Raw genomic sequence first — 24,360 nt, 5'->3', positions numbered from 1 at the left:
GACGAGCATGGTGACGCGCAACGACGTGGCGCGCCTGGCGGGCACCTCCCCCGCCGTGGTCAGCTATGTGATCAACAACGGGCCCAAGCCCGTCTCCGAGGCGGCCAGGCGACGGGTGCTGGCGGCGGTGGCGGAGCTCGGCTACCGGCCCAACGCGGTGGCCAGGTCGCTGCGTGCCCGCCGTACGTGGACCATCGGCGTGATCGCCTCCGGCAACACCGGCGGCACCAGCCCGTTCTTCAGCCAGTTCACCCGGGCCTGCGAGGAGGTGGCCTGGCAGCGGGGCTACTCGGTGCTGCTGGGCAACTCCGCCGAGGACCCGATGCGGGCGGAGGGCTACGTCAGGCGCTTCATGGAGCACCAGGTGGACGGGCTGGTGCTGATGCGCGTACCCATCACGCCTGAGCGGGCCGAGGAGATGCGGGGCCGCGTCCCGGTCGTCACCATCGACCATACGGCGCCGCCCCACTTCTCCCGGCTGGCGGTGGACGACGAGGAGGGCGGCTACCAGGCCACCCGCCACCTCGTCCAGCACGGCCATCGGCGGATCGGCTACATCGGCGGCCCTCTCGACATCACCCCCGTCCGCCTCAGAGCCATCGGCCGGCGACGAGCCCTGCGCGAGTCCGCCCTCCTCCCGCCCGGACCGGCGACGAGCCCGCTCACCCCGGCCGAACCGACGGCGGCCGACCTGAGGGCGGACGACCTGATCGCGGAGGGGGAGTTCAGCCTGGAGGGCGGCTATGACGCGGCGCTGCGCCTGCTCTCCTCGGCCGAGCGCCCCACGGCCCTGTTCGCCTCCATAGACACCCAGGCCATCGGCGCCATGCGCGCCGCCGCCGACCTCGGGCTCCGGGTGCCGCAGGACGTGGCGGTGGTGGGGTTCGACGGGGCGAGGGAGGCGGCGTACACGGTGCCCGGCCTGACCACGATCAGCCAGCCGATAGCCGAGATGGCCCGCCGCGCCACGGAAACCCTGGTGGCGGCGATCGAGAAGGAGAACGAGGAGCCCCTGACGGAGATCTTCTCCGCCACCCTGGTCACCCGAGGCTCCTGCGGCTGCCCGGAACCCCGCCTCCACCGCTGAACCCCACGTCCATGCCGCCCCGATCCCGGCCGAAGACTGCTCAGTGAGAGGCGATCCGGCCCCGCGGAGCGACGAGCCGCCTTCGCGGGAAAACGTCGGTCGATCGAGGTAATCTGCCTGTCGTAGTGATGCGGCCCGACGGGCTTCCGCGGATCGGCTGATCTCCGGACACGCCCCCATACCGCACGAGTCTCTCGTGCTGCCTGGGGGTAGGTCCGTGACGGCGTTTCGGCACTCCGCCGAAAGCCTGGTCAAGCTCGTGACCAGTGCTTCGATCCCCGAGCGGCGGCTCAGCGAGGCCATCGCGGAGCACCTCGGGAGGACCGCGCACATCAGCCCCTCCCCCGCGGAGTCGCGATCCTGGGACCGCAGCCTTCCCGTGCTCGCACGTGACCTGCTCGACGCCGGGCTGGGCGCGGTCGAGATGCTCATCGAATACCAGCTTCCGCTGACCAGCAAGCGCGCCGACGTCGTGCTCGCGGGCGTGAACCCGCACACCGGGCGCGACGCCTACATGGTGGTGGAGCTCAAGCAGTGGAGCCAGGCTGAGCTGTACGAGGACGATCCCGAGCTCGTGCTGGTGGAGGGATGGCCGGGCGCTCCCCGGCTGCATCCGGCGCTCCAGGTGCAGGGCTACTGCGATTACCTCGCCGACTTCACCGAGGTGCTCGATGGGCGCGACGACGCCCTCACCGGTGTGGCGTACCTGCACAACGCGGCCGACCCGGACGTACGGGATCTGTACCCGGCGGCGGGCGATGGGCGGGCCCGGATGTTCTCCAGAAGCCGGCGCGCGGACTTCCTCCGGTTCCTGCGTGACCAGTTCGCGCCGCGACCCGGCACCGACGCCGCCGACCGCTTACTCGAAAGTACGATCCGTCCGTCGAAGCGGTTGCTCGCGCTCGCGGCCCAGGAGATCAAGGAACGGGAGCAGTTCGTCCTCCTCGCCGAGCAGCGTCTGGCCTACGAACTCGTCCAGCACGCCGTCGAGCGGGCACGGCGGGCGGGTGCCAAGGAGGTCGTCATCGTCACCGGCGGGCCGGGCAGCGGCAAGAGCGTCATCGCCCTATCCCTGCTGGGCGAGTTGTCGCGGCAGGGGCGAGCCGTCCTGCACGCCACCGGGTCCCGTTCGTTCACCGAGACGCTGCGACGGGTGCCTGGCAGGGGATCGTCGAAGGTGAAGAGCCTGTTCAAATACTTCAACGGCTTCACGAAGGCCCGTCCCGACGACCTCGACGTGCTGATCTGCGACGAGGCCCATCGGATCCGGGAGACCTCGCAGACCCGCTACACCGCCGCCCATCTGCGCGGCGACCGCCGCCAGATCGACGAGCTCATCGACGCGGCGCGGGTGCCGGTCTTCCTGCTCGACGAGCATCAGGTCGTACGGCCTGGGGAGATGGGCACCGTCGCCGAGATCAGGGCGCACGCGCGGGCTCGCGGGGTGCGCGTCCAGGAGATCTCCCTCGACGAGCAGTTCCGCTGCGGCGGCAACCGCGCCTACGAGAACTGGGTGCTGCGCCTGCTCGGGCTGGGACCCGGCCTCCCCGAAGTGTGGACGGGGGACGATCACTTCACGGTCGCCGCGGTCGATTCGCCCCGGAGACTCGAAGACCTGCTCCGCTCGAAGCTGGACGCGGGCTACTCCGCTCGGATGACGGCCGGTTTCTGCTGGCCGTGGAGCGAGCCGCGCAAGGACGACACGCTCGTCCACGACGTCAGGATCGGCGACTGGACCCGCCCCTGGAACGTCAAGGGCGACCGAGCTGTGGGCCAGGCTCCCGCGAGCGCGCTGTGGGCGACCATGGACGGCGGTTTCGAGCAGGTCGGCTGCGTCTACACGGCTCAGGGCTTCGAGTACGACTACAACGGCGTGATCATCGGGCCCGATCTGGTCGCGCGGAACGGCCGGCTGATCACGGTCAGAGCGTCGAGCAGGGACCCGGCTCTCACTCGCGGCACCGATGACGAGGAGGCCGACCGCTTGATCAGGAACACCTACAAGGTCCTGCTGACCCGCGGAATGCTCGGCACTCTCCTCTACTCGGCCGACGCCGAGACCCAGACGTTCCTGAGGCGGCTGCTGCCCGCCGCATAGCTCAGCACCACTGTCAGAAGCGGCCCGACGGGCTTCCGGTGATCCGGACACGCCCCCACACCGCACGAATCACTCGTGCCTTGGGGGTATCGCATGGCCAAGCCACCCGCACCCGCCTACGTGGGGTCGGTGGACCAGCTCTTCGCCGCGTTGACGGCGCCCACCTCGGAGATGGAGAAGGCGTTCACCGCCTCGCTCGCCGAGGCGACGAAGCGTCAGACGGGGCGACCGGCGACCAAGAGCCAGCTGCGGGCGTGGACCAACAGCGTGTCCGCGCTGGTCCGGGACCTGCGCGACGCCGGGCTCGGCCGGATCGAGGTGATGCTCGAATATCCGATGCCCCACAACAGGCGCAGTTCGGCGGACGCCGTGCTCGCCGGCACCGATCGGCGCACGGGCAAGGATCTGTTCGTGGTCGTCGAGCTCAAGCAGTGGAGCGAGGCCGAGCTGTACGAGGAGGACGAGAAGCTGGTGGTCGTGCCGGGCAGCCGGAACGAGTACGACACCCATCCCGTCATCCAGGTGTCCGGCTACCGCCGCCGGCTCGTGGAGAACTGCAGCGCGCTGGACGGGGATCCGCAAGCCGTGGAAGGCGTCGTCTACCTGCACAACGCGACCCGGCACAGCGTGCGCGACCTGTTCAAGCTGGCCCTGGACGAGAACGTGCGGCTTTACACGAAGACGGAGCGCAGCGCGTTCATCGACTACCTCAGCGGCCGCTTCGGTGACGGCGAAGGACGGCAGGCGGCGGAGCGACTGCTCAACGGACGGGTCCAGCCGAATCAGCCGCTGCTCAAGAAAGCCGCGGAGGTGCTCAAGGGCCGGGACGCCTTCATCCTCCTCGACCAGCAGCAGACGGCGTTCGACATCGTTCGCCACGCGGTCGAGAGCGCCTTCGCCGCGAACACCAAACGCGTCGTGACCATCACCGGCGGTCCCGGCAGCGGCAAGACCGCGGTGGCCATGGAGCTCCTGCGCCACATGACCCAGGACAAGCGCAAGACGTGGTACGCCACCGGGTCCAGGGCCTTCACCGAGACGATGCGCCGCTTCGTCACGGGCGGCGACAAAGAGCTGCGGAACCTCTTCAGGTACTTCAACGACTTCGCGCAGGCGCGCCCCAACGAGGCCGAGATCCTGATCGCCGACGAGGCTCATCGCGCCCGGCTGAAGTCCTTCGACCGTTTCCGCAGGGAGAAGTGCAGTGACAACCCGCAGATCGAGGACCTGATCAACGCCGCCCGGGTGCCTGTCTTCTTCCTCGACGAACATCAGGTGGTCAAGCCCGGTGAGGTGGGCACCCTGGCCGCCATCAAGGCTCACGCCCAGCGGCTGAACGTGCGCCACCACCACATCTCGCTCGAAGGTCAGTGGCGGTGCGGCGGCAGTGTCGCCTACGACCTGTGGGTCCGGCGGCTGCTCGGTCTCGGTGGCGAGGACGCGGAGTGGGACGGCGACGCCCTGCCCGAGCCGTGGGAAGGGGACGAGAATTTCGAGGTGATCGTGGCCGAGTCGCCGGCCCACATGGAGTCCGTGCTCGGGGCCAAGCTCGCCGACGGCTGGACCGCGCGGATGACCGCCGGCTACTGCTGGCCGTGGAGCAAACCGAACGCGGACAAGAGCCTGGTCCCCGACGTGAAAATCGACGGCTGGGAACGTCCCTGGAACGCCAACAGCACCTCCAGGGTCGGGCAGGCGCCGCCGAGTCACATCTGGGCGACCTCCCCGGGCGGCTTCGGCCAGGTCGGCTGCGTCTACACCGCCCAAGGGCTGGAGTTCGACTGGGCCGGCGTGATCATCGGGCCCGATCTCCTCGCTCGCGGCGGGCGGATGGTCCCCGACCGCGCGGGCAGCCACGACAAGGATCTGACGAAGTCGACCGTGACCCACGAGCAGTTCGACCGGCTCGTCCGCAACACCTACAAGGTGCTCCTGACCCGAGGGCTCGCGGGGGTGGTGCTCTACGCGGTCGATTCCGAGACCCAGGAGTTCCTACACAAGCTCGTGGACGGGCCGCCGGCCTGACCGGCTGACCGGAAAGGGCCGGCGACGTCGGTCAGGCCGGGGTGGTGGCGGAGATGATGCGGTGGACGATCTCCTGGGCCACTCGTTCCGCCGGCGCGGCCGTGGTGATGCGGGTGCGGCCGCCTCCTGCTGCGAAGCTGCTGGTCCCGTCCGGCTCCACCGTCACCCGGCCTTCCGGGCTGAACGTGAACAGGTCCGGTGCGAGCAGGGTCAGCACCGTGATCGGGTCGTGCGGGCAGTTCCACTCCTCGTTCCAGAACCGCCACCACTGCTCGATCTCCGCCTTCAGCGCCTCCCCCAGCGGTCCGGCCGCGGCGATGGCGGCGACGTCGGTGGCGTCCAGCCGGACGGTGGTGGTGATCTCCAGGCCGGTCACCGTGATCGGCGCGCCGGAGCCGAAGACGACGGCCGCCGCCTCCGGGTCGCACTTGAGGTTGTGCTCGGGCTCGGCGACGTCGAAGCGGCCGCCCATGATCCACAGCTGCCGTACGTCGCGGGCGAAGGTGGGAGCGGAGGTGATCGCCTTGGCGATGTTGGTGAGGGGGCCGACCGCGACCACGTCCACCTCGCCGGGCGCGGCGGTGACCCGGTCGACGAGGTACGCCACCGCGTCCCCCGGGTCGGCGGTCTCCGTGTCCAGGTCGCTGAACAGCCGGCCCTCGTGCCCCGCCCACCAGACGGGCCTGCCGGTCAGGGTCTCGGCGGCGCCGGGGACGACGGTCAGGGAGCGGCCGGCCAGGCTGGCCAGGCGCTTGGTCAGGCGGGCCCTGAGCAGCGTGTCTCCGTACACGGTGGTGGCACCGAGCAGGTCCGCCTCCGGCGAGCCGAGCAGGACGGCGAGTGCCAGCGCGTCGTCCACGTCGGAGCCGATGTCGGTGTCGAAGACGACGTGGGTGGGGGTCCGGGCAGTCATGGAGACCTTTCGTGGAATGAGTATGGGTGGTCGAGTCAGCGTTGCCGTCCCCGCCGGGACGCTACTTGAGGCCGGTGGTGGCGATGGACTGGGTGAAGTGGCGCTGGAAGCGGAGGATGATCAGCAGCGGGATGACCGTCAGCACGATCGAGCCGGCGAAGAGCTGACCGTAGTCGATGGTGAACTGGCCGCGCATGTTCGCCAGCGCGATCGGCCCGAGCTGGTGGTCGGTGCCGGTGCCGATGAGCAGCGGCCAGACGTACGACTGCCACTGGAAGATGAACAGCGTCAGGCCGGCGCTCACCAGGGCGGGCCGGGAGAGCGGCAGGTAGATCCGGGCGAACACCCCGAACCAGCCCAGGCCGTCGATGCGGGCGGCCTCCACCAGGTCGCCGGGGATGGCGAGGAAGAACTGGCGCAGCAGGAAGATGGCCAGGCCGTGGCCGAGGCCGGGCAGGATCAGGCCGGCGTAGGTGTTGGTGAGGTCCCAGTCGCGGAAGAGGGTCGCCAGCGGGATCGCGATGGCGTCGAACGGGATGAGGAAGCTGAGCACGACGATCGCGAACAGCGCCCCCTGTCCCTTGAAGCGCAGCGCCGACAGGCCGAACGCCGCCGCGGCCGAGATGAGCAGGCCGGCCGCCACCGTGACCAGGGCGACGAAGAGGGAGTTGAGGATGGCGCGGCCGAAGGTGCCGGTGGCCAGGGCGCCGTAGTTGGCGAGCGTGGGCGAGGCCGGTACGAGCGTCTCCCACGACAGCCGCGAGATGTGCTGGAAGATCTCCGACCCGCCGCGCAGCGAGCTGGACAGCGCCCACAGCAGCGGCAGCGCGAAGGCGAGCCCGATGGCCGTGGCGAGCAGGGTGTAGAGGCGTCTGGACACGGGGGCTCAGTCCTTCCCGCGCAGGAGCCGGAACTGGACGACGACCACGGCGAGGACGAGCAGCACCAGCAGCATCACCTCGGCCTGGGCCAGGCTCAGGTCTCCCACGGTGTAGGCGCGGGTGAAGATGTCGTACATGGTCACGTTCGTGGAGCCCTCCGGGCCGCCGTTGGTCAGCATCTGTACGGGAGCGAAGACGAGGAAGTTCGCCACGGTGTCGGCCACCAGCACGAACGCCAGCGGCCGGCGCAGCAGCGGCAGGGTGACGTGCCAGAAGCGGCGCCAGGCGGAGGCGCCGTCGATGGCGGCGGCCTCGTACAGGGAGATCGGGATGTCCTGGAGACCGGCGATGAGGAACATCATCCAGTAGCCGACACCGATCCACGACAGCAGCACGATCAGCGACCACAGGGCCTGGCCGGGTGAGGTGAGGAAGGGCTGCGGCGGGAGGCCGAGCACGGTGAGCAGGGAGTTGAGCAGGCCGTCGGGGCGGTAGGCGACGCTCCAGACGGCCGCGGAGACGGCGGGCGGGACGGCGATCGGCAGGATGACCAGCACGCGCAGGAACCGCACGCCGGCGAAGCGCCGGGTGAACAGGACGGCGAGGGCGAGGGCGGCGGCGATCTGCAGCGGGTTGACGATCACGCTGAACAGCAGGGTGACGCGGACGCTCTGCAGGAACGTGGGGTCGGAGAAGAGCGTGGCGTAGTTGCGCAGGCCGACGAAGTAGGTCTCGCCGGTGAGCAGGCTGGTGTGGTTGAGGCTGCTGACGAACGCGATCCCGGCCGGGAGGAGGCGCAGGACGAGCAGGGCGACGAGGGCGGGGGCGAGGAAGGCCAGCGCGACCGCCGCCGGGCGGTCGGCGAGCCGGGGCCTCCTCGGGGCGTCGGGTCGCCCCGGGATGGAGGACTGCGGGGTGGGGGGTGGGGTGGTCATCGGAGCTGGGCCCAGGCGGTGGTGGCCTCCCGCGCGGCCTGCTCCAGCCGCGGCTTGGGATCGGCGCCGTTGCGGATGTCGGCGAATGTCTTGGTCATGATGTCCTCGAACTGGATGTAGCCGACCGAACGGGGCCGCGCCACGGCCGTGTGATCGGCGTCGTAGGTCAGGATCGCGCCCGCGCCTCTGCTCTTCTCGCCGGCGAGGGCGTCGAGGGTGGGGACGTACTTCTCGAAGGCCGCCCGGTTCGCCGGGATGATCGGGCTGGCCTTGGTGGTCAGCAGGTTTCCCTCGGGGTCGAGGGCGGCGTACTCCAGGAACTCGCGGGCCAGCCGCTGCTTCTTGGAGGCCGGGTTGATGCCCCAGGACCACGAGCCGGTCGGCGTGACCTGCTTGCCGCCCTCGAAGTAGGGGTACGGCGCCACCCCCCAGTCCAGGTTTTCGGCCGCCCCGAACGTGCCGACGTCCCACGGCCCGCCGGCGAAGAAGGCGACCTTGCCCTCGGTGAACAGCGGCGAGGTCTGGAACGAGCCGACCCCGCGCGGGGCGAGCCCGCCCGCGAACAGGTCCCGGTACCAGGTCATCGCCTTGAGCCAGCCGTCGGTGGTCAGGGCGGGGGTGAGCATGTCGGCGCCGGTGATGCCGGATCCGCCGCCGAGCGACTCGGGCAGGCTCTGGAGCTGGTAGTACTGCTCGATCTGCTCGGGGATGAGCGCCCACTGGGCTCCGCCCCTGGCCTGCGCCTGCTTGCCCGCCTCGACCGTACGCTCCCAGGTCCAGCGCTCGGCGGGGTCGCTGGACGGCGGGGTGACGCCGGCCCGCTTCAGCAGGGTCTTGTTGTAGAAGAGAAACTGGTCGGAGGTCCAGATGGGGACGGACCAGAGCTTGCCCCTGAACTCGTTGACGTCGTACTGGGCGGGCAGCGCCGCCTGCTTGACGCGCTCCTTCCAGTCGCTGAGGTCCACGAGGAAGCCGCGGGCGGCGAGGGCGGAGACGCGCGGCTGGTCGACGGTGTAGACGTCGATGGTCTCGTCCTCGGCCGCCAGCCGCTGCTGGAGCGTGCTGTTGAGCTGGTCGAACGGGATCTGCGTGTACGCGATCCGGGCCCCGGGATGCTTGGCCTCGAAGCCGTCGATCACCGGCTGGAACGTCTTGGGATCTTCCGGGCCGAGGAAGCTGAGCGTGTTCGCGCCGGCGTCTCCCGATCCGCATCCGGCCGCCGCGAGCACGGCCAGGAGGCTCATGAGGGCCAGGCTCTTCTTCATGGCTGCTCCTTCTGGCCGCTGACCAGGTCGTTCCCGGAGTCTACACGTGTCACTTCAGGCGTGGCCGACAGCATGCCACGAAGGTGCGGGCACAGACAAGGCTCATCACCCTTGACCGATCTTGTCAGCAGGTCTACATATATATTCAAAGCCAACTATCCATTCGCGCATAGAGAGGCCGAATGTGAAGGCAAAGATCCCGGTTCTCGTGACGGCGGCGGTGACCGCGCTCGCCTTAGGGACGCCGCCCGGCACGGCGTCCGCGTCCTCCTCCGCACCCCAGCGACCTGCGACATCACCGTCCTCCCCCACCTCCCAGACGACGGCTGCCTCCGGCGGCGGCCCCCGGTTCTCGGTCCCCGGGCGAGGCGGCGGGACGTGCGTGGACGCGCCGCTGACGATCACCTTCCCCGGCACCTTCCCCGGCGGCGCGCCCGCGCTCGGCGCCTCGGGGGCGATCGAGATCCGCCGCGCGGACGGCACCCTCGCCGACCGCGTCGAGGCGGCCACGGCGAAGACCGACAGGAAGAACATCGGCGCCGCCGTCTCGGACACGGGGCTGCCGCACGACTTCTCGTACGAGTCGATCATGATCGACGGCACGCGGGCCTCCGTCCACCCGCACCACCCGCTGGAGTACGGCGAGGAGTACTACGTCACCGTCGATCCCGGCGTCTTCCCCGGATGGGACGGCGTGCGCGACCCGGGCGACTGGCGGTTCAGGACCAGGAAGCGCCCGCCGCACGGCGACCCCCGCCGCCTCAAGGTCTCGGCCGCGGGCGACGGTGACTTCTGCACCGTGCAGGGCGCGATCGACGCCGTGCCGACCGGGAACCGGCGGCCGGTGACCATCGACGTCAAGCCCGGCGTCTACACCGAGATCGTGTACGTCCGCGAGGACCGGCCGCACCTCACGGTGAAGGGCGCGGGCGCGGGACGCACCGTGATCGCGTACCCGAACAACGACCTGCGCAACGGCGACAAGGCGCTGGCCGACGGCGGCCCGGCGGACGTGTGCCCGCGCCGCGTGCTGGAGACCTCGGACCTGCACAACTGCTGGCGGCAGACGTTCGGCGTGGACGCGGCCGACTTCCGGCTCGCCGACCTCACCGTGCACAACACGACGCCGGACGGCGGGTCGCAGGCGGAGGCGTTCCGCGGGAACAACGAGCGCATCGTCCTGGAACGGGTGGATCTGCGCAGCAATCAGGACACGCTGCGGCTCCAGGGCAAGGGGTTCGTCACCGACAGCCGCATCAGCGGTGACACGGACTTCATCTGGGGCACCGGGACGGTGTTCATCCAGGACTCGGTGCTGGAGTCGACCGACTCCGGCTACATCACGCAGAGCCGCAACGACGAGACGCGGCCGGGGATCGTGCTGGTGCGCACGCGGCTGACGCAGGCGCCCGGCGTGCCGGTGGGGTCGGTGATGCTCAGCCGGGCCGCGGTGTGGCGGTTCACCCACAGCCAGGCGGTGTTCATCGACACGAAGATGGACACCCACATCGCGCCGGTGGGCTGGCAGATCGACCCGAACGACTGCGCCCAGGCCCAGTCGGCCTCGTTCTGGGAGTACCGCAGCACCGGCCTGGACGGCGAGCCGGTCGACCTCTCGCAGCGGCTGCCCTGCTCCCGGCAACTCACCGACGCCGAGGCGGCTCAGTGGAGCGACCCGGCGTACGTGCTGGGCGGCTGGAACCCCGAATCGGCGGACGGAGCGGCGAAGTGACGAACGGACAGAACACCCCGGAGACGGGCATAAGTGCGGGCGCGAGCGCCGGTGCGGGCGGGGACGCGGGCGTGAGTGCGAGCAGGCGCAGGGTGCTGGGGGGCGTGCTGGGCGGGATCGGCGCCGCTCTGGTCACCACCGCCGCGCCGGCCGCGGCGGCGCAGGCCATCGAGACCGGAGCCGGCAGAACGGGCACCGGCGGCAAGCCGGCCCCCCGCCCGGTGGCCCCGGTGAACCAGGAGGCGGCGGCCAGGTTCGGCCCCGAGTACAAGACCCTGCCCCCGGCCGTCGCCGGCGTCGACATCGAGCCGCTGATCGGCATCGCGTCGGCCGGCGACATCGAGGCCAGGCGCGCGGCCATGGCCGGCTACATCTGGAAGGGCGCCGGCCCGCCCAGGACCCTGCCCCGGGTCGAGACGGGCGTGGCCGCCCCGGCGGAGCTGAAGGACCTCACCGGCGTGCGCCGGATCGACCTGCTGACGGTCCCGCTCAGGTATCAGGTCACCGCCAAGGTGTACGACCTGCTCCCCCGCAAGGGCTGGAACCGCCGCCTGGCGCTGTACCACAACGGCCACGGCGAGCCGCCCGAGACGATGATCCGCACCACGCAGGCCCTGCTCGACCGGGGTTACCGCGTCATGGTGTACGCGATGCCGTTCCACCACTGGAACGCGCAGGGCATCGAGGACCCGAACGATCCGGGCACCATGCTGCCACCGCCCTCGCACCGCGAGCTCGTCCCGTGGGAGACGGCGGAGTTCTCCACGCTGACCTTCTTCCTGGAGCCGCTCACGGTCACGCTCAACCACACGGAGCGGACGTACCGGCCGGAGTCGGTCGAGATGATCGGGCTGTCCGGCGGCGGCTGGACGACGACCGTCTACGCGGCGCTCGACCCCCGGATCACCCGCAGCTACCCGGTGGCGGGCTCGCTGCCGTTCTTCCTGCGGCCGGCCTCGCCGAAGCCGAGCCCCACGATCGGCGATTTCGAGCAGACGAAGGCCGCGTTCCCCGGCTTCTACGCCGCGAGCTCCGACGACTTCCTCGACATGTACGTGATGGCCTCGATCGGCGCGAACCGGGGCCAGGTGCAGATACTCAACCGGTTCGACGAGTGCTGCTTCAACGGCGTGAGCCACCGGGTCTATCAGGCCCCGGTGCGCGACCGGGTGCGGCTGCTGGCCGGCGGGCGGCCCGAGCGGGGGCGGTGGGACCTGCTGGAGGACGCCACGCACGACGACCACACGATCTCGCCGCACGCCCTTTCCTTCATCCTCTGGGATCTTGACACGGCAAATGTCACAACCTAATATCGGAATATAGATACAGTATTGAATAGTTATTCACGCTCGGGAGGGCCCATGGCGGGCAGGACGTTTTCCCACCGGCGCAGAGTGATCGTCGACACCGATGCCAAAAACGAGGCTGACGACCAATTCGCCATCGTGCACGCGCTGCTCTCCCCGAGCCTGGATATTCGCGGGCTGGTGCCCGCGCATTTCGGCAACCGGCGCACCAGGCGGAGCCTGGAGGAAAGCCGCGAGGAAATCGAGCTGCTGCTGCGGCTGATGAAGCTCGACGGCCGGGTGCCGGTGGCGGACGGGGTGCCGTACGCGCTGCCCGACGCCGACACCCCGGTCCGCTCCCCCGGCGTGGACCTGATCATCGAGGAGGCCCTGCGCGACGTGGCCGAGCCGCTCTACGTCGCCTTCCTCGGCCCTCTGACCGACATGGCCGCGGCCCTGCTGCTCGAACCGCGCATCGCCGAGCGGGACGTCACCGTGATCTGGATCGGCGGCGGCGGATACGACGGACGGGGCCCGCAGGACGGCAGGCCCGAGTTCAACCTGTCCAACGACATCGTAGCGGCCAACATCGTCTTCTCCTCGGCGGTCAAGGTCTGGCAGATCCCGGCGCCGACGTACCGGATGATGGCCGTCGGCTACGCCGAGCTGGACGAGAAGGTCGCCCCGTGCGGCGAGATCGGCGAGTACCTCGTCCGTCAGCTGGTCGAGTGGAACGAGCGGCAGCACGGCGGGTCGATCGAGTTCCGCGTGCTCGGCGACTCCCCCGCGATCGGGCTGATGCTGCACCCCGACTGCGGGACCTGGGTCGAGCGGCCCGCGCCGAACTTCCGCTTCGACGGCGGCCTCGACTTCTCCGCCGCCAACCGCCCGATCCGCACGTACGACTCGATCGACGCCCGGTTCATCCACGAGGACTTCTTCGCGAAGCTGCGCGCCTTCGCCGGGCGCCAGGCACATCACACAACAGGAGGCGATGCACCATGAGTGCGCTGACGTTCGGCGCGGGGATATGGGCGTTCGGGCAGATCGTCGACAGGTACGCCACCGACGGCTACGGCCCCGCCAGGACCATGACGGAGATGCTGGACCTGGCGGCGTCCGTGGACGGGCTGGAATGCCTGGACATCAACGTGCCCTTCGCCGACGGGATCTCCAAGGCGTCGGAGCTGGCCGGGGCGCTGGCCGAGCGCGGGCTGCGGGCCAGGGCGATCACCCCGCACCTCTACACCCGGGAGTTCGTGAAGGGAGCGTTCACCAACCCCGATCCGGCGGTGCGCCGGCGCGCCGCCGAGCGCGTGCACGAGGCCGTCGCGGTGGCGCGGGAGCTGGGCGCCGACTACGTGAAGTTCTGGCCCGGTCAGGACGGGTTCGACCTGCCCGGCCAGGCCGACTACGCGCGGCTGTGGGAGCTGACCGTGGACGCGCTGCGCGAGCTCGCCTCCGCCCATCCCGACGTGCGGTTCGCCATCGAGTACAAGGCGAAGGAGCCGCGGGTGCGCATCACGCTCGCCGACGCGGCCCGTACGCTGCTGGCCATCGACGAGTCGGGCCAGCCCAACGTGGGCATCGTCATGGACTTCGGCCACTCCCTGCTGGCCGGGGAGACGCCGGCCGAGGCGGTGCAGCTCGTGCACCGGCGCGGCAAGCTCGTCTCGGTCGAGCTGAACGACAACTGGCGCGGCTGGGACGACGACCTGCCGGTCGCCTCGGTGCACCTGTTCGAGACCATCGAATACCTGCTCGCGGTGCGGCGGATCGGGTGGAGCGAGCCGGTGCTGCTCGACCAGTTCCCGTTCAGGGAGGATCCGGTACGCGCGCTCTCGCAGAGCATCAGGACCATCCGCGCGCTGGAGGAGGTGTGCGACCGGATCGACCTGGACGCGCTCAAGGACGCCCAGGAACGGCAGGACGCCCTCGCGGCGCAGGCGCTCCTCTGGTCGGCGATCGGGATGGCACGTGCGACCTAGCGACACGACGATCACGACACCCGCCGACCCGGCCTCCGGCGGAACGGCGGCCACGGGAGCGCGGACGGGAAGCGGCGGGTTGCGGCCCGATCAGGACGCCATCGGCGAGTGGCGCCGGCTGCGCGAGCGGCTGGCGCACTCCGACCGGGCCGCCTCCGCCGCCGCCCTGGCGGCGCTGGCGGCCGGGATCCGGCGTACCGTCATCGGCACCATCAGCGGCGCGGGCCTCGGCCACGCCGGCGGCGACCTGTCGGTGACGGACATCCTGGCCACCCTGTACGGCGCCGTGCTGCGCGTCGATCCTGCCGACCCGGACTGGCCCGAGCGCGACCGGTTCATCCTGAGCAAGGGACACTGCTCGGTGGCCCTCTACACCACGCTCACGACCTGCGGTTTCTTCCCCGCCGAGCGGCTGCGGACGTTCGCGGCCCCGCTGTCGCCGCTCAGCGGCCACCCGAGCCGCAGGGCGGTGCCCGGCGTCGAGACCAGCACGGGCCCGCTCGGCCACGGGCTGCCCGTCGGCGTGGGCGTCGCGGTGGGCCTGCGGCTGCGCGGCTCGGCGGCCAGGACGGTCGTGGTGCTGGGCGACGGCGAGCTGCAGGAGGGCAGCAACTGGGAGGCCGCCATGACGGCCGGGCACAGGAAGCTGGCCTCGCTGACCGCCGTGGTGGACCGCAACGGGCTGCAGCAGGGCGCGCGCACCAGCGCGACGAACGGCCTGGAGCCGCTGGCCGACAAGTGGCGGGCGTTCGGGTGGGAGGCGGTCGAGGTGGACGGTCACGACCATCTGGCGCTGCTGGACGCCGTCACCGCGCCACGCGCCGGCCGGCCGCGCTGCGTGATCGCCAGGACCGTGAAGGGACGAGGGGTGTCGTTCATGGAGGATCGGGTGGAGTGGCATCACCGGGTGCCGGACCCCGAGCAGACCCGCCTCGCGCTAGAGGAACTGCGTTGATCGTCGAGGAGCGGCACGACTGCAGGGACGCCTTCGCCGAGGAGCTCGTCCGGCTGGCCCGCGCCGACAGCCGGATCGTGGCCGTGTGCAACGACTCGGTGGGGTCGAGCAAGCTGGGCGGCTTCGCCGCGGAGTTCCCGGACCGGCTGGTCAACGTGGGCATCGCGGAGCAGGACATGGTCGGCATCGGCGCCGGACTGGCCAACGCGGGGCTGGTGCCGTTCGTGTGCGGGGCGGCGACGTTCCTGACCGCGCGGGCGCTGGAGCAGATCAAGGCCGACGTGGCCTACAGCGTGGCGAACGTCAAGTTGTGCGGGATGAGCCCCGGGCTCTCGTACGGGGCGCTGGGGCCCACCCACCACTCGACCGAGGACCTGTCGTGGCTGCGTGCCATCGCGGACCTGCCCGTGATCGTGCCCGCCGACCCGGCCCAGACGCGGGCGGCGATCCGGTGGGCGGCGCGGACGCCGGGGCCGGTGTTCCTGCGGATCGGCAGGTTCCCGGTGCCGGACGTGTCGCCGCCGCAGGGCCCCGCCTTCACCTACGGCCGGGCGGTGCGCCTGCGCGAGGGCGTGGACGCCACGATCGTGGCGACCGGCACGCTGGTGAGCCGGGCGCTGGAGGCGGCCACGCTGCTGGCCGAGCACGGGGTGCAGGTCAGGGTGGTGAACGTGTCCACCATCTCCCCGCTCGACCGGGAGGAGATCATGGCCGCGGCGCGGCAGACCGGGGCGGTCGTGACGGCCGAGGAGGCGGTGCCCACCGGCGGGCTCGGGGCTGCGGTGGCGGAGGTCGTGCTGGAGACGCGGCCGGTGCCGATGCGGCTGCTCGGTCCCCGTACGTTCGCGCCGACCGGGGAGACGGAGTTCCTGCTGGAGTACTACGGGCTCACCGCGGCCGGGATCGCCAGGTCGGCCTTGGAGGTGCTGGGCCTTGACCAGCACATCTGACGGGGCCGCCGATCGAACCGACGGCGGGATCGCCGGTCAGGGCGCTGATCCGGGCGCCGGCCGAGCCGCCCGTGGCGGGGCCTTCGTGCTGGGGGTCGACCAGGGCACGAGCGCGACCAAGGCGATCCTCGTCGACACCTCGGGCGAGCCGGTGTCCGTGGCCTCGGCCCCGCTCTCGCGGCGGGATCCGGGCCCAGGACGGGTCGAGCAGGACGGCGAGGAGCTGTGGCGCGGTGTCCTCGACGCGGTGGCGAAGTGCCTGGCCGGGCTCCCGCCGGGCGGCCGGGTCGCGGCGGTCGGGCTGAGCGTGCAGCGCGAGTCGGTGCTGCTCTGGGACCGCGCCACGGGCGAGCCGCTGGGACCCCTGGTGAGCTGGCAGGACCGCAGGGGCGCCGAGCTGTGTGCCCGGCTGGCCGCCGAGGGCGCCGCCCGGCGGGTCCGCCGGATCAGCGGCCTGCCCCTGGACCCGATGTTCTCGGCGGCGAAGGCGGCCTGGCTGCTCGACCGGCACGACCCAGGCCGGGGCCGCGCGGCGCGGGGTGAGCTGTGCCTGGGCACGGTGGACTCGTGGCTGCTGCACCGGCTGGGCGGCGGGCACGTCGCCGAGGTGGGCTGCGCGTCCCGTACCCAGTTGCTCGACGTGCGGCGGCGGGCGTGGAGCCCCGAGCTGCTCGCCCTGTTCGGCGTGCCGGTGGAAACGCTGCCCCGCGTGGTCGCCTCCACCGGGGAGCACGCCGGCGCGGGCGGGCTGCATCCGTCGCTGGCCGGGATCCCGGTCTCGGCGGTGCTCGGCGACTCGCACGCCGCGCTGTTCGCGCACGCGGCGGGGCGGCGGGGCCGGGTCAAGGTCACGTACGGCACCGGCTCGTCCGTCATGGGCCTCGCGGAACCCGAGGCGGCGGCCGGCGAGGAGTTGTGCCTGACGATCGGATGGGACGACGGCGAGCCGGCGTACGCCCTGGAGGGCAACGTCCTGTCCACCGGCGCCACGATCACCTGGCTGGCCGGGGTGCTCGGCACGGAGCCAGGCGAGCTGGCGCGGCTCGCGGCCCGTGGCCGCCGGGGTAGGCTGCACATCGTGCCGGCGTTCGGTGGCCTCGGCGCACCGTGGTGGGACGACCGTGCGCAGGCGGTCATGACGGGCTTCGGCCTCGACACCCGCAGGGAGGACATGGCGAGGGCGGCGATCGACTCGATCGGCCTTCAGGTCGGCGACGTCGTGTCGGCCATGGAGCGCGCGGCCGGTCCGGTCGAGGAGCTGCTGGCCGACGGCGGGCCCACCGCCAACGCCGACCTGATGCAGTGGCAGGCCGACGTGAGCGGGCACGCGGTGCGGGTCGCGCGGCGGCCGGAGCTGTCGGCGCTCGGCGCCGCGCATCTGGCCGGGGCGGCATCCGGTGTATGGTCCCGCCGGGAGCTGTCCGGGCTGCCCCGCCACGGCCGGCGCTACACACCCGTTCTCGCGGTGTGCGAGCGGCGCCAAGCCCTAGCACAATGGCACTCGGCAGTGGCCCGGGCTCGCCACCGGACCAGCAAGAGCGGCGGAGCCGAAGCGGAGGCCAGCGATCGTGGGAGCTGAAGGTCAGTTCGAGAAGGGCCGTGCCGTCGGCGAGCCCGTGAGATACAGCGGCCGCCGGCTCAGCCAGGAGTCCGAGCGCATGCGGCTGCTGGTGCGCGTCGCCCGGCTCTATCACGAGCACGGCGTGCGGCAGCCGCAGATCGCCGCGCAGCTGCGCATCTCGCAGCCGCGGGTGTCGCGGCTGCTCAAGGAGGCCGCGGAGATCGGCATCGTGCGCACGGTGGTCGTGGTGCCCAGCGGCGTGCACGCGCTGCTGGAGGAGGACCTCGAACGCAAGTACGGCGTGGAGCAGATCATCGTCGTGGACGCGGCGGGCGAGAACCACGACGTGGTGGCCGCGCTCGGCTCGGCCGGGGCGACCCATCTCGACGCCACGTTGATCGGCGGCGAGCACCTCGGCATCTCGTCGTGGAGCGCGAGCCTGCTGGCCACCGTGGAGGCCATGCAGCGCCGTCCTGTGCGGGTGGCCGAGGAGGTCGTGCAGCTCATCGGCGGTGTGGGCAAGGGCTCAGCGCAGGTGCAGGCGACCAGGCTGGCCGCCCACCTCGCGGATCTGACCGGCGCCGAGCCGGTCTTCCTGCCCGCGCCCGGACTGGTCGGCTCGGCGGTGGCGCGGCAGGCGCTGTCGGACGACCACGTGGTACGTCAGGTGGTCGACGCGTGGTCGCGGCTGACGACCGTGCTGGTGGGGATCGGCAGCCTCAACCCGTCGCCGCTGCTGCAGGAGAGCGGCAACGCGATCTCCGAGGACGAGCTGGAGACGCTGCGCGGGCTCGGCGCGGTGGGCGACGTCTGCCTGCGCTTCTTCGACGCCGAGGGGCGGCTGATCGACTCGCCGCTGGAGGAGCGCATTCTCGGCATTCCCGCCGCCGACCTGCTGCGGGTGCCGCGGCGCATCGCCATCGCCGGGGGCCGGCGCAAGACGGCCGCGATCAGGGCCGCGCTCAAGGGCGGCTGGGTCAACACGCTCATCACGGACGTGGGCGTGGCCGAGGAGCTGCTCAAAGACTGACCCTGTCTCATCCGGCGCCCGTCCTGGGCGTCCCCCAGGACCGGGTGCCTATCCATCGAGGCCGTCGTGCGCCGCGCACGGCGGCCTTCTTCGTGCCATGAGACGGCTCGGTTGTTTACTGGCGCGTCATCTGCCGGGAAACCGCTCTTGACACTGACATGCGTGTCGTTCACGATGTGATGAATCCACTCCATTCATGGCTGAATAAAAATTCTCACCTAGCGACAGCGTGGGTCCGGAGTGTGCCGAAAGACGGCACAGCCCTGCCTTTTTCCGGGGCGGAAAGCGAGCGTTTCGATGACCGAGGCCCTTGGCTTCGATCCCCAGCAATCAGCATTCAGCCGGCGCACTTTCGTGCGTTCGGCCGCATTGGCCACGCCCGGAGTCGCGTTGGCCGGAATTCCGGGCACGGCCGGCGCGGAGCCGGCGCCGAGCTCCACCCCCACCCCCGCGCCGAGCGCCCAGGCGGCGAAGAAGATCCCCGCCTTCCCCGGGGCCGAGGGCGCGGGCATGTTCACCACCGGCGGCCGGGGCGGCGCCGTCTACGAGGTGACCAACCTCGACGACGACGGCCCCGGCTCGCTGCGCGCGGCCTGCGCCGAGTCGGACGGCACGATCGTCTTCCGGGTGGCCGGCACCATCAAGCTCAAGGGCGGGCTCGACGTCACCGGGTCGAACCTCACGATCGCCGGCCAGACCGCCCCCGGGCACGGCGTCACCGTCACCGGCAACGAGACGCAGATCAAGGGCAACAACATCATCCTGCGTCACCTGCGCTTCCGCGGCGGCGACGAGCTGGGCACCCCGATCGACACGTTCGGCGCCCGGGGCGTGCGTGACCTGATCATCGACCACTGCTCGTTCAGCTGGGGCGTGGACGAGTGCTTCTCCGTCTACGGCAACACCAACGTGACCGTCCAGTGGTGCGTCATCTCCGAGGGCCTGACGAACTCGGTGCACGACAAGGGCCGGCACGGCATGGGCGGCCTGTGGGGCGGCGACACGATCACGTACCACCACAACCTGCTCATCCACCAGAACGCGCGCAACCCGCGCTTCAGCTTCGAAGAGGGCATGGCCCTGCTGGTGGACCACCGCAACAACGTGATCTACAACCCCGGCATCACCTCCTGCTACGGCGGTGAGTGGTCCAACGGCATCAACCTGGTGGGCAACTACTACAAGCCGGGCCCCAACACGCTGCCGAAGATCGCCAGGGAGATCGTCGCCCCGGGCCGGTTCGGCCAGTGGCACGTCAGTGGCAACGAGATCGCCGGCCACGCCGACGTCACGGCCGACAACACGCTCGGCATCACCTACCCGATCGGCGGCATCACGCTGCTGCCGCAGCCGGTGGAGTTCCAGAACGGGATCACCGAGCAGAGCCCGCAGCAGGCGTACGCGGCCGTGCTCGACCAGGCGGGCGCCACCCTGCCGCGCCGGGACGCCATCGACGCCCGGCTGGTCAACGAGGCGCGCACCGGCACAGGACGGCACATCAACTCGCAGAAGGACGTGGGCGGCTTCCTGCCCTTACCGTCCGAGGTGGCCGCGCCGGCCGACACCGACAAGGACGGCATCCCGGACGAGTGGGAGACCGCCCAGGGCCTCGACCCGGACGACGCCGCGGACGCCCAGGCGCTCGGCGGCGACGGGTACACGAACCTGGAGCGCTACCTGAACTCGATCCAGCGGGCCGGGGCGCCCAACCCCGAGGTGGCGATCACCTCACCCACGATCGACCAGGTGTTCGCAGCGAACAAGGACAAGCAGCAGGTCACGGTCACGGCCGAGGCCACGGCCGCCGGGGGCGCGAGCATCGCCAGGGTCGAGTTCTTCCACGGCGACGAGAAGATCGGCGAGGCGACGGCGGCGCCGTACCAGGCGACCTGGCAGGGCGTCACCGACGGCACCTACTTCCTGACCGCCAGGGCCACCGACAGCACCGGCTCGGCCACCACCTCCTCGCTGGTGCCGATCCACGTCAACCGCACCAGGACGCACTCCGGGTGGCAGGTCAAGGACATCGGCGAGGTGCCGATCCCGGGTAACACGGCGCTCAAGGACGGCGTGTTCACCATCAAGGGATCCGGCAAGATCGCCGGCTGGAAGGACTCCTTCCACTTCGCCTACAAGGCGGTCGGCTTCAGCAAGCGCGGCGAGGTGCTGGAGATCACCGCCCGGGTGGACGACGTGAGCAAGAACCACGTGGACGCCGTGGCCGGGATCATGATCCGGCAGGACCTGGAGCCCGACTCGCCGTTCATGATGGCCGGCATCGGCTACGCGGCCAGCAACGAGGACGGCTCGCGCAGGCGCGCCAAGGCGATCAGGGTCGCCTCCCACGGCACGACGCCGAGCGTCGGCGTGTTCCCGCCGGCCGGCGACGATCCGCTGGACGACAAGCCGTACTGGCTGCGGCTGGTCTGCCGGAGCCTGCCGACCGGCGGCGACATCGAGTTCGAAGCCTTCCTCTCGGACAACTCGCTCAACTGGGACCGCATCGGCTACGAGCGCATCGTCATGCGGACCGGCCGGTTCTACGTCGGGCTCGCCGTGGACGGCAACCAGGAGGCGAACGGCGTCCACGTCTACACCACGGCGACCTTCCGCCAGGTCAAGGTCAATCGTTAGACCCGAACGGAGCACCACCCATGACAGAGCACGTGTTCACGAGGAGGAGCCTGCTCCGCGGCGGCGGCCTGCTGATGCTGGCCACAGCCTCCGGCTGCAGCTTCTTCGACACCAGCCCGGACTCGGGCTCCGCCGGCGCCGCGCGGGCGGCCGACCTGTCCGCCAAGGAGGCGCCGGCGCTGGCCGAGCTGGTCAAGGCCGGCAAGCTGCCGCCGCTGGAGCAGCGCCTGCCGAAGAACCCCCTGGTCGTCAAGCCGCTGCGGGAGCCCGGAGCCTACGGTGGCACGTGGAGCTCGGCGATGGTCGGCGAGGACGACATCGACTGGCTGTACTACACGCTCGCCTACGAGCCCGTCGTCCGCCTCAGGCCGGGCACCAACGGGCAGAAGGGCCCGGACGACATCATCGCGAACGTGGCGGAGTTCGAGGTGAAGGACGGCGGCCGCGAGTACGTCTTCCGCCTGCGCGAGGGCCTGAAGTGGTCCGACGGCGAGCCCTGCACGGCCGACGACCTGCTGTTCGCCTTCGAGGACGTGGCCGTCTACAAGGACCTGCACACGACCGGCGTCTACGACCTCTACCTGGAGAACGGCAGCACGGACGAGCTGGTCAAGGTGGAGAAGCTGGACGAGCGGACCGTCCGCTACGCCTACAAGGAGCCGAAGGCCGGCCTGCTGTTCCAGCTCGCGGTCTCGACGCTGGAGCGGGGCGGGGCGTCCGGGTTCCTGCTGCCCAAGCACTACCTCAAGCAGTTCCACAAGAAGTACAACCCGGACGCCGACAAGCTCGCCAAGGAGCAGCAGCTGGAGGACTGGACGCAGCTGTTCATGAACAAGAACGACGTCCCGCACAACGCCGACATGCCCACGCTGCACCCGTGGAAGATCTCCAACGCGCTCGGCCGGGGCACGGCGGTGGTGGCCGAGCGGAACCCGTACTACTGGAAGGTCGACGAGCAGGGGCGCCAGCTCCCCTACATCGACCGGTTCAGGGCGGAGGTCCTCGGCGACGTCGAGGTGGAGCTGCTGAAGATCATGAACGGCGAGATCACGATGCAGACCCGCAACTTCAACACGCCGGAGAACAAGCCGCTGATCGCGCAGAACGCGGCCAAGGGCAAGTACCGGATCTTCGACGTGCCGAGCCGGCTCAGCAACACGATGATCATCCAGTTCAACCAGACGATCGGCGACGACGACCTGCGCGAGCTGTTCAGGAACAAGGACTTCCGCGTCGGGCTGTCGTACGCGATCAACCGCAAGGAGATCATCGACGGCGTGTACGCGGGTCAGGGCGAGCCCTGGCAGGCCGCGCCGTCGAAGACCAACGCGCTCTACGACGCGGACTTCGCCAAGCAGCACACCGAGTACGACGTGGCCAAGGCCGGCGAGCACCTGGACAAGGCGGGGCTGAAGAAGGACGCGAGCGGCAGGCGGCTCGGCCCCGACGGTAAGCCGCTGACCGTCACCATCATGTCCAACACGGACTTCCCGCACCACGTGCAGGCGCTGGAGTTCGTCAAGAAGCACTGGGAGGCGGTCGGGGTCGGGCTGCGGGTCGATCCGGTCGCCGACACGCTCTTCACCGAGCGCTCGATGGGCAACGAGCCGCAGGCGTCCACGTACACGTGCAGCGACTTCGACCTGATCACCGGCACCGGCGGCGACCACTACTACGTGCCGAGCAACTCCGGCAGCGCCCGCTACGCCATCCGCTGGGCCCTGTGGTACGGCAGCAAGGGCAAGAGCGGCGAGGAGCCGCCCCAGGTGGTGCGCGAGCAGCTCGACGCGTTCACCGCGATGCGCAACGAGCCGGACTTCACCAAGGCGCTCGCCCACGCCAAGGAGGTCGTGCGCATCGCCAAGGAGCAGTTCTACAGCATCGGGATCAGCTCCTACCCCGCCGAGTACGGCATCGTCTCAGAAGCGGTCAAGAACGTGCCCGACACCATGGCGAGCGCGCAGGTGACCCCCGGGCCGACCATGCCCGAGCAGTACTCGTTCTGAGGGGCCGACGTGCTGGGTTACTTCGGCCGCCGGCTGATCTACGTGGTGGTGACGTTGTGGGCGATCTCGATCGTCACGTTCGTCATCATCAACCTGCCGCCGGGCGACTACGTCTCGACGGTGATCGCGAACGCGCAGGCGGGCGGGCAGAGCCTCACCCCGGCGGAGATCACCAACCTCAGGCTGCGCTACGGCCTGGACGATCCGCTCATCGTCCAGTACTGGCGCTGGTTCTCGGCGATCATCTTCCACGGTGACTTCGGTCAATCGTTTGCCTGGAACCAGCCGGTCTCGACGCTCATCGGCGAGCGGGTGCTGCTCTCGGCGATCCTGTCGGTCAGCTCGCTGCTCATGGTCTGGGCGATCGCGTTCCCCATCGGGATCTACAGCGCGGTCAAGCAGTACTCGTGGGGTGACTACGGCTTCTCCTTCCTCGGCTTCATCGGGATGGCGATCCCCGAGTTCATGCTGGCGCTGATCCTCATGTACATCGGGTTCCGCTACTTCGGGGCGAGCGTGGGCGGGCTGTTCTCGCCCGAGTTCCAGGACGCGGCCTGGAACCTGGGCAAGGTCCTCGACCTGCTCGGCCACCTGTGGGTGCCGATCGTGGTCATCGGGGTCTCCGGCACCGCCGGCATGATCCGGGTGACCCGCGCGAACCTGCTCGACGAGCTCTACCGGCCGTACGTGCACACGGCCAGGGCCAAGGGCCTGCCGGAGTGGAAGCTGCTGCTGAAGTACCCGGTACGGATGTCGCTCAGCCCGTTCTTCAGCACGGTGGGCTGGCTGCTGCCCGGCCTGATCGGCGGGGAGACCATCGTGTCGGTCGTCATGAGCCTGCCGACCGGCGGCCCGCTGCTGCTCAGCGGCGTCATGAACCAGGACATGTATCTGGTCGGCAGCTTCGTGCTGATCCTCAGCGTGCTGACCGTGGTCGGCACCGTGGTGAGCGATCTGGCGCTGGCGTGGTGGGACCCGCGAATCCGCAAACGGTACAAGAGAGAGTAGCGCCCC

The 24,360-nt window shown here is 70.5% G+C and carries 18 protein-coding genes; 14 read left to right on the top strand and 4 right to left on the bottom strand.

The features are described 5' to 3' along the window. Positions 1-7 precede the first annotated feature (7 nt). From AB0C28_RS17305 to AB0C28_RS17295, 3 genes are all read left to right on the top strand, one after another. Positions 8-1,087, top strand: a complete 1,080-nt coding sequence (locus AB0C28_RS17305; RefSeq protein ID WP_357836191.1) for a LacI family DNA-binding transcriptional regulator — start codon at positions 8-10, stop codon at positions 1,085-1,087. A 217-nt stretch (positions 1,088-1,304) separates the two neighbouring features. Next, complete coding sequence (locus AB0C28_RS17300) at positions 1,305-3,185, top strand: DUF2075 domain-containing protein (protein ID WP_358075427.1); 1,881 nt, start codon at positions 1,305-1,307, stop codon at positions 3,183-3,185. A 93-nt stretch (positions 3,186-3,278) separates the two neighbouring features. Further along, entirely contained in the window at positions 3,279-5,210 is a 1,932-nt protein-coding gene (locus AB0C28_RS17295) for a DUF2075 domain-containing protein (RefSeq protein ID WP_358075424.1), read from the top strand. A gap of 31 nt (positions 5,211-5,241) precedes the next feature. Here the strand turns inward: AB0C28_RS17295 and AB0C28_RS17290 are convergent, their stop codons facing one another. From AB0C28_RS17290 to AB0C28_RS17275, 4 genes are all read right to left on the bottom strand, one after another. Further along, the gene (locus AB0C28_RS17290) at positions 5,242-6,123 is read right to left on the bottom strand and encodes a nucleoside hydrolase (protein ID WP_358075421.1); all 882 of its coding nucleotides are present in this window, start codon (positions 6,121-6,123) and stop codon (positions 5,242-5,244) included. Between the two features lie 61 nt (positions 6,124-6,184). Then, positions 6,185-7,003, bottom strand: a complete 819-nt coding sequence (locus AB0C28_RS17285) for a carbohydrate ABC transporter permease (protein ID WP_357836203.1) — start codon at positions 7,001-7,003, stop codon at positions 6,185-6,187. 6 nt (positions 7,004-7,009) lie between these two features. Next, positions 7,010-7,939, bottom strand: coding sequence for a sugar ABC transporter permease (locus tag AB0C28_RS17280; protein WP_357836206.1), 930 nt, complete (start codon positions 7,937-7,939; stop codon positions 7,010-7,012). Next, positions 7,936-9,204 carry a sugar ABC transporter substrate-binding protein gene (locus tag AB0C28_RS17275; RefSeq protein ID WP_357836208.1) on the bottom strand — a complete coding sequence of 423 codons (1,269 nt, stop codon included), beginning with the start codon at positions 9,202-9,204 and terminating at the stop codon, positions 7,936-7,938. Before AB0C28_RS17275 ends, AB0C28_RS17280 begins: the two co-directional genes overlap by 4 nt. A gap of 382 nt (positions 9,205-9,586) precedes the next feature. Between AB0C28_RS17275 and AB0C28_RS17270 the strand changes: the two genes are divergently transcribed. From AB0C28_RS17270 to AB0C28_RS17220, 11 genes are all read left to right on the top strand, one after another. Further along, positions 9,587-10,936, top strand: a complete 1,350-nt coding sequence (locus AB0C28_RS17270) for a pectinesterase family protein (RefSeq protein WP_358075418.1) — start codon at positions 9,587-9,589, stop codon at positions 10,934-10,936. After that, positions 10,933-12,246 carry a hypothetical protein gene (locus AB0C28_RS17265; protein WP_358075415.1) on the top strand — a complete coding sequence of 438 codons (1,314 nt, stop codon included), beginning with the start codon at positions 10,933-10,935 and terminating at the stop codon, positions 12,244-12,246. Before AB0C28_RS17270 ends, AB0C28_RS17265 begins: the two co-directional genes overlap by 4 nt. Positions 12,247-12,297: 51 nt before the next feature. Beyond that, a complete protein-coding gene (locus tag AB0C28_RS17260) occupies positions 12,298-13,227 on the top strand; it encodes a nucleoside hydrolase (RefSeq protein WP_358075413.1) in 930 nt (309 codons plus the stop codon). Further along, entirely contained in the window at positions 13,224-14,210 is a 987-nt protein-coding gene (locus AB0C28_RS17255; protein WP_357836219.1) for a TIM barrel protein, read from the top strand. The genes AB0C28_RS17260 and AB0C28_RS17255 overlap by 4 nt, the downstream gene beginning before the upstream one ends. Further along, positions 14,200-15,165, top strand: coding sequence for a transketolase (locus AB0C28_RS17250; protein WP_358075410.1), 966 nt, complete (start codon positions 14,200-14,202; stop codon positions 15,163-15,165). Before AB0C28_RS17255 ends, AB0C28_RS17250 begins: the two co-directional genes overlap by 11 nt. Beyond that, positions 15,162-16,115 (top strand): transketolase C-terminal domain-containing protein, encoded by a 954-nt coding sequence (locus tag AB0C28_RS17245; protein ID WP_357836224.1) that lies wholly within the window; start codon positions 15,162-15,164, stop codon positions 16,113-16,115. The genes AB0C28_RS17250 and AB0C28_RS17245 overlap by 4 nt, the downstream gene beginning before the upstream one ends. Next, complete coding sequence (locus AB0C28_RS17240) at positions 16,099-17,694, top strand: FGGY family carbohydrate kinase (RefSeq protein ID WP_358075407.1); 1,596 nt, start codon at positions 16,099-16,101, stop codon at positions 17,692-17,694. Before AB0C28_RS17245 ends, AB0C28_RS17240 begins: the two co-directional genes overlap by 17 nt. Further along, positions 17,684-18,706: a sugar-binding transcriptional regulator gene (locus AB0C28_RS17235; protein WP_346109519.1), complete on the top strand. Its 1,023-nt coding sequence runs from the start codon at positions 17,684-17,686 to the stop codon at positions 18,704-18,706. The genes AB0C28_RS17240 and AB0C28_RS17235 overlap by 11 nt, the downstream gene beginning before the upstream one ends. Positions 18,707-19,096: 390 nt before the next feature. Continuing rightward, positions 19,097-21,340 (top strand): Ig-like domain-containing protein, encoded by a 2,244-nt coding sequence (locus AB0C28_RS17230; protein WP_358075404.1) that lies wholly within the window; start codon positions 19,097-19,099, stop codon positions 21,338-21,340. A 20-nt stretch (positions 21,341-21,360) separates the two neighbouring features. Beyond that, on the top strand, positions 21,361-23,346 hold the full coding sequence (locus tag AB0C28_RS17225) for an ABC transporter substrate-binding protein (RefSeq protein WP_357836234.1): 1,986 nt from the start codon (positions 21,361-21,363) through the stop codon (positions 23,344-23,346). A 9-nt stretch (positions 23,347-23,355) separates the two neighbouring features. Beyond that, on the top strand, positions 23,356-24,354 hold the full coding sequence (locus AB0C28_RS17220) for an ABC transporter permease (RefSeq protein WP_357836237.1): 999 nt from the start codon (positions 23,356-23,358) through the stop codon (positions 24,352-24,354). The last annotated feature ends 6 nt before the right edge of the window (positions 24,355-24,360 follow it).

Source organism: Nonomuraea sp. NPDC048892, assembly GCF_040649735.1.
In the GTDB taxonomy this organism is placed as follows: Bacteria; Actinomycetota; Actinomycetes; order Streptosporangiales; family Streptosporangiaceae; genus Nonomuraea; species Nonomuraea maheshkhaliensis.
This window is presented reverse-complemented; position numbering and strand designations above follow the sequence as displayed.

Bases quoted from the DNA above. Each gene is read 5' to 3' on its own strand.
- AB0C28_RS17305 (WP_357836191.1), top strand. From the start codon at position 8: ATGGTGACGCGCAACGACGTGGCGCGCCTGGCGGGCACCTCCCCCGCC.
- AB0C28_RS17290 (WP_358075421.1), bottom strand. From the start codon at position 6,123: ATGACTGCCCGGACCCCCACCCACGTCGTCTTCGACACCGACATCGGC.
- AB0C28_RS17260 (WP_358075413.1), top strand. From the start codon at position 12,298: ATGGCGGGCAGGACGTTTTCCCACCGGCGCAGAGTGATCGTCGACACC.
- AB0C28_RS17280 (WP_357836206.1), bottom strand. From the start codon at position 7,939: ATGACCACCCCACCCCCCACCCCGCAGTCCTCCATCCCGGGGCGACCC.
- AB0C28_RS17295 (WP_358075424.1), top strand. From the start codon at position 3,279: ATGGCCAAGCCACCCGCACCCGCCTACGTGGGGTCGGTGGACCAGCTC.
- AB0C28_RS17275 (WP_357836208.1), bottom strand. From the start codon at position 9,204: ATGAAGAAGAGCCTGGCCCTCATGAGCCTCCTGGCCGTGCTCGCGGCG.
- AB0C28_RS17255 (WP_357836219.1), top strand. From the start codon at position 13,224: ATGAGTGCGCTGACGTTCGGCGCGGGGATATGGGCGTTCGGGCAGATC.
- AB0C28_RS17225 (WP_357836234.1), top strand. From the start codon at position 21,361: ATGACAGAGCACGTGTTCACGAGGAGGAGCCTGCTCCGCGGCGGCGGC.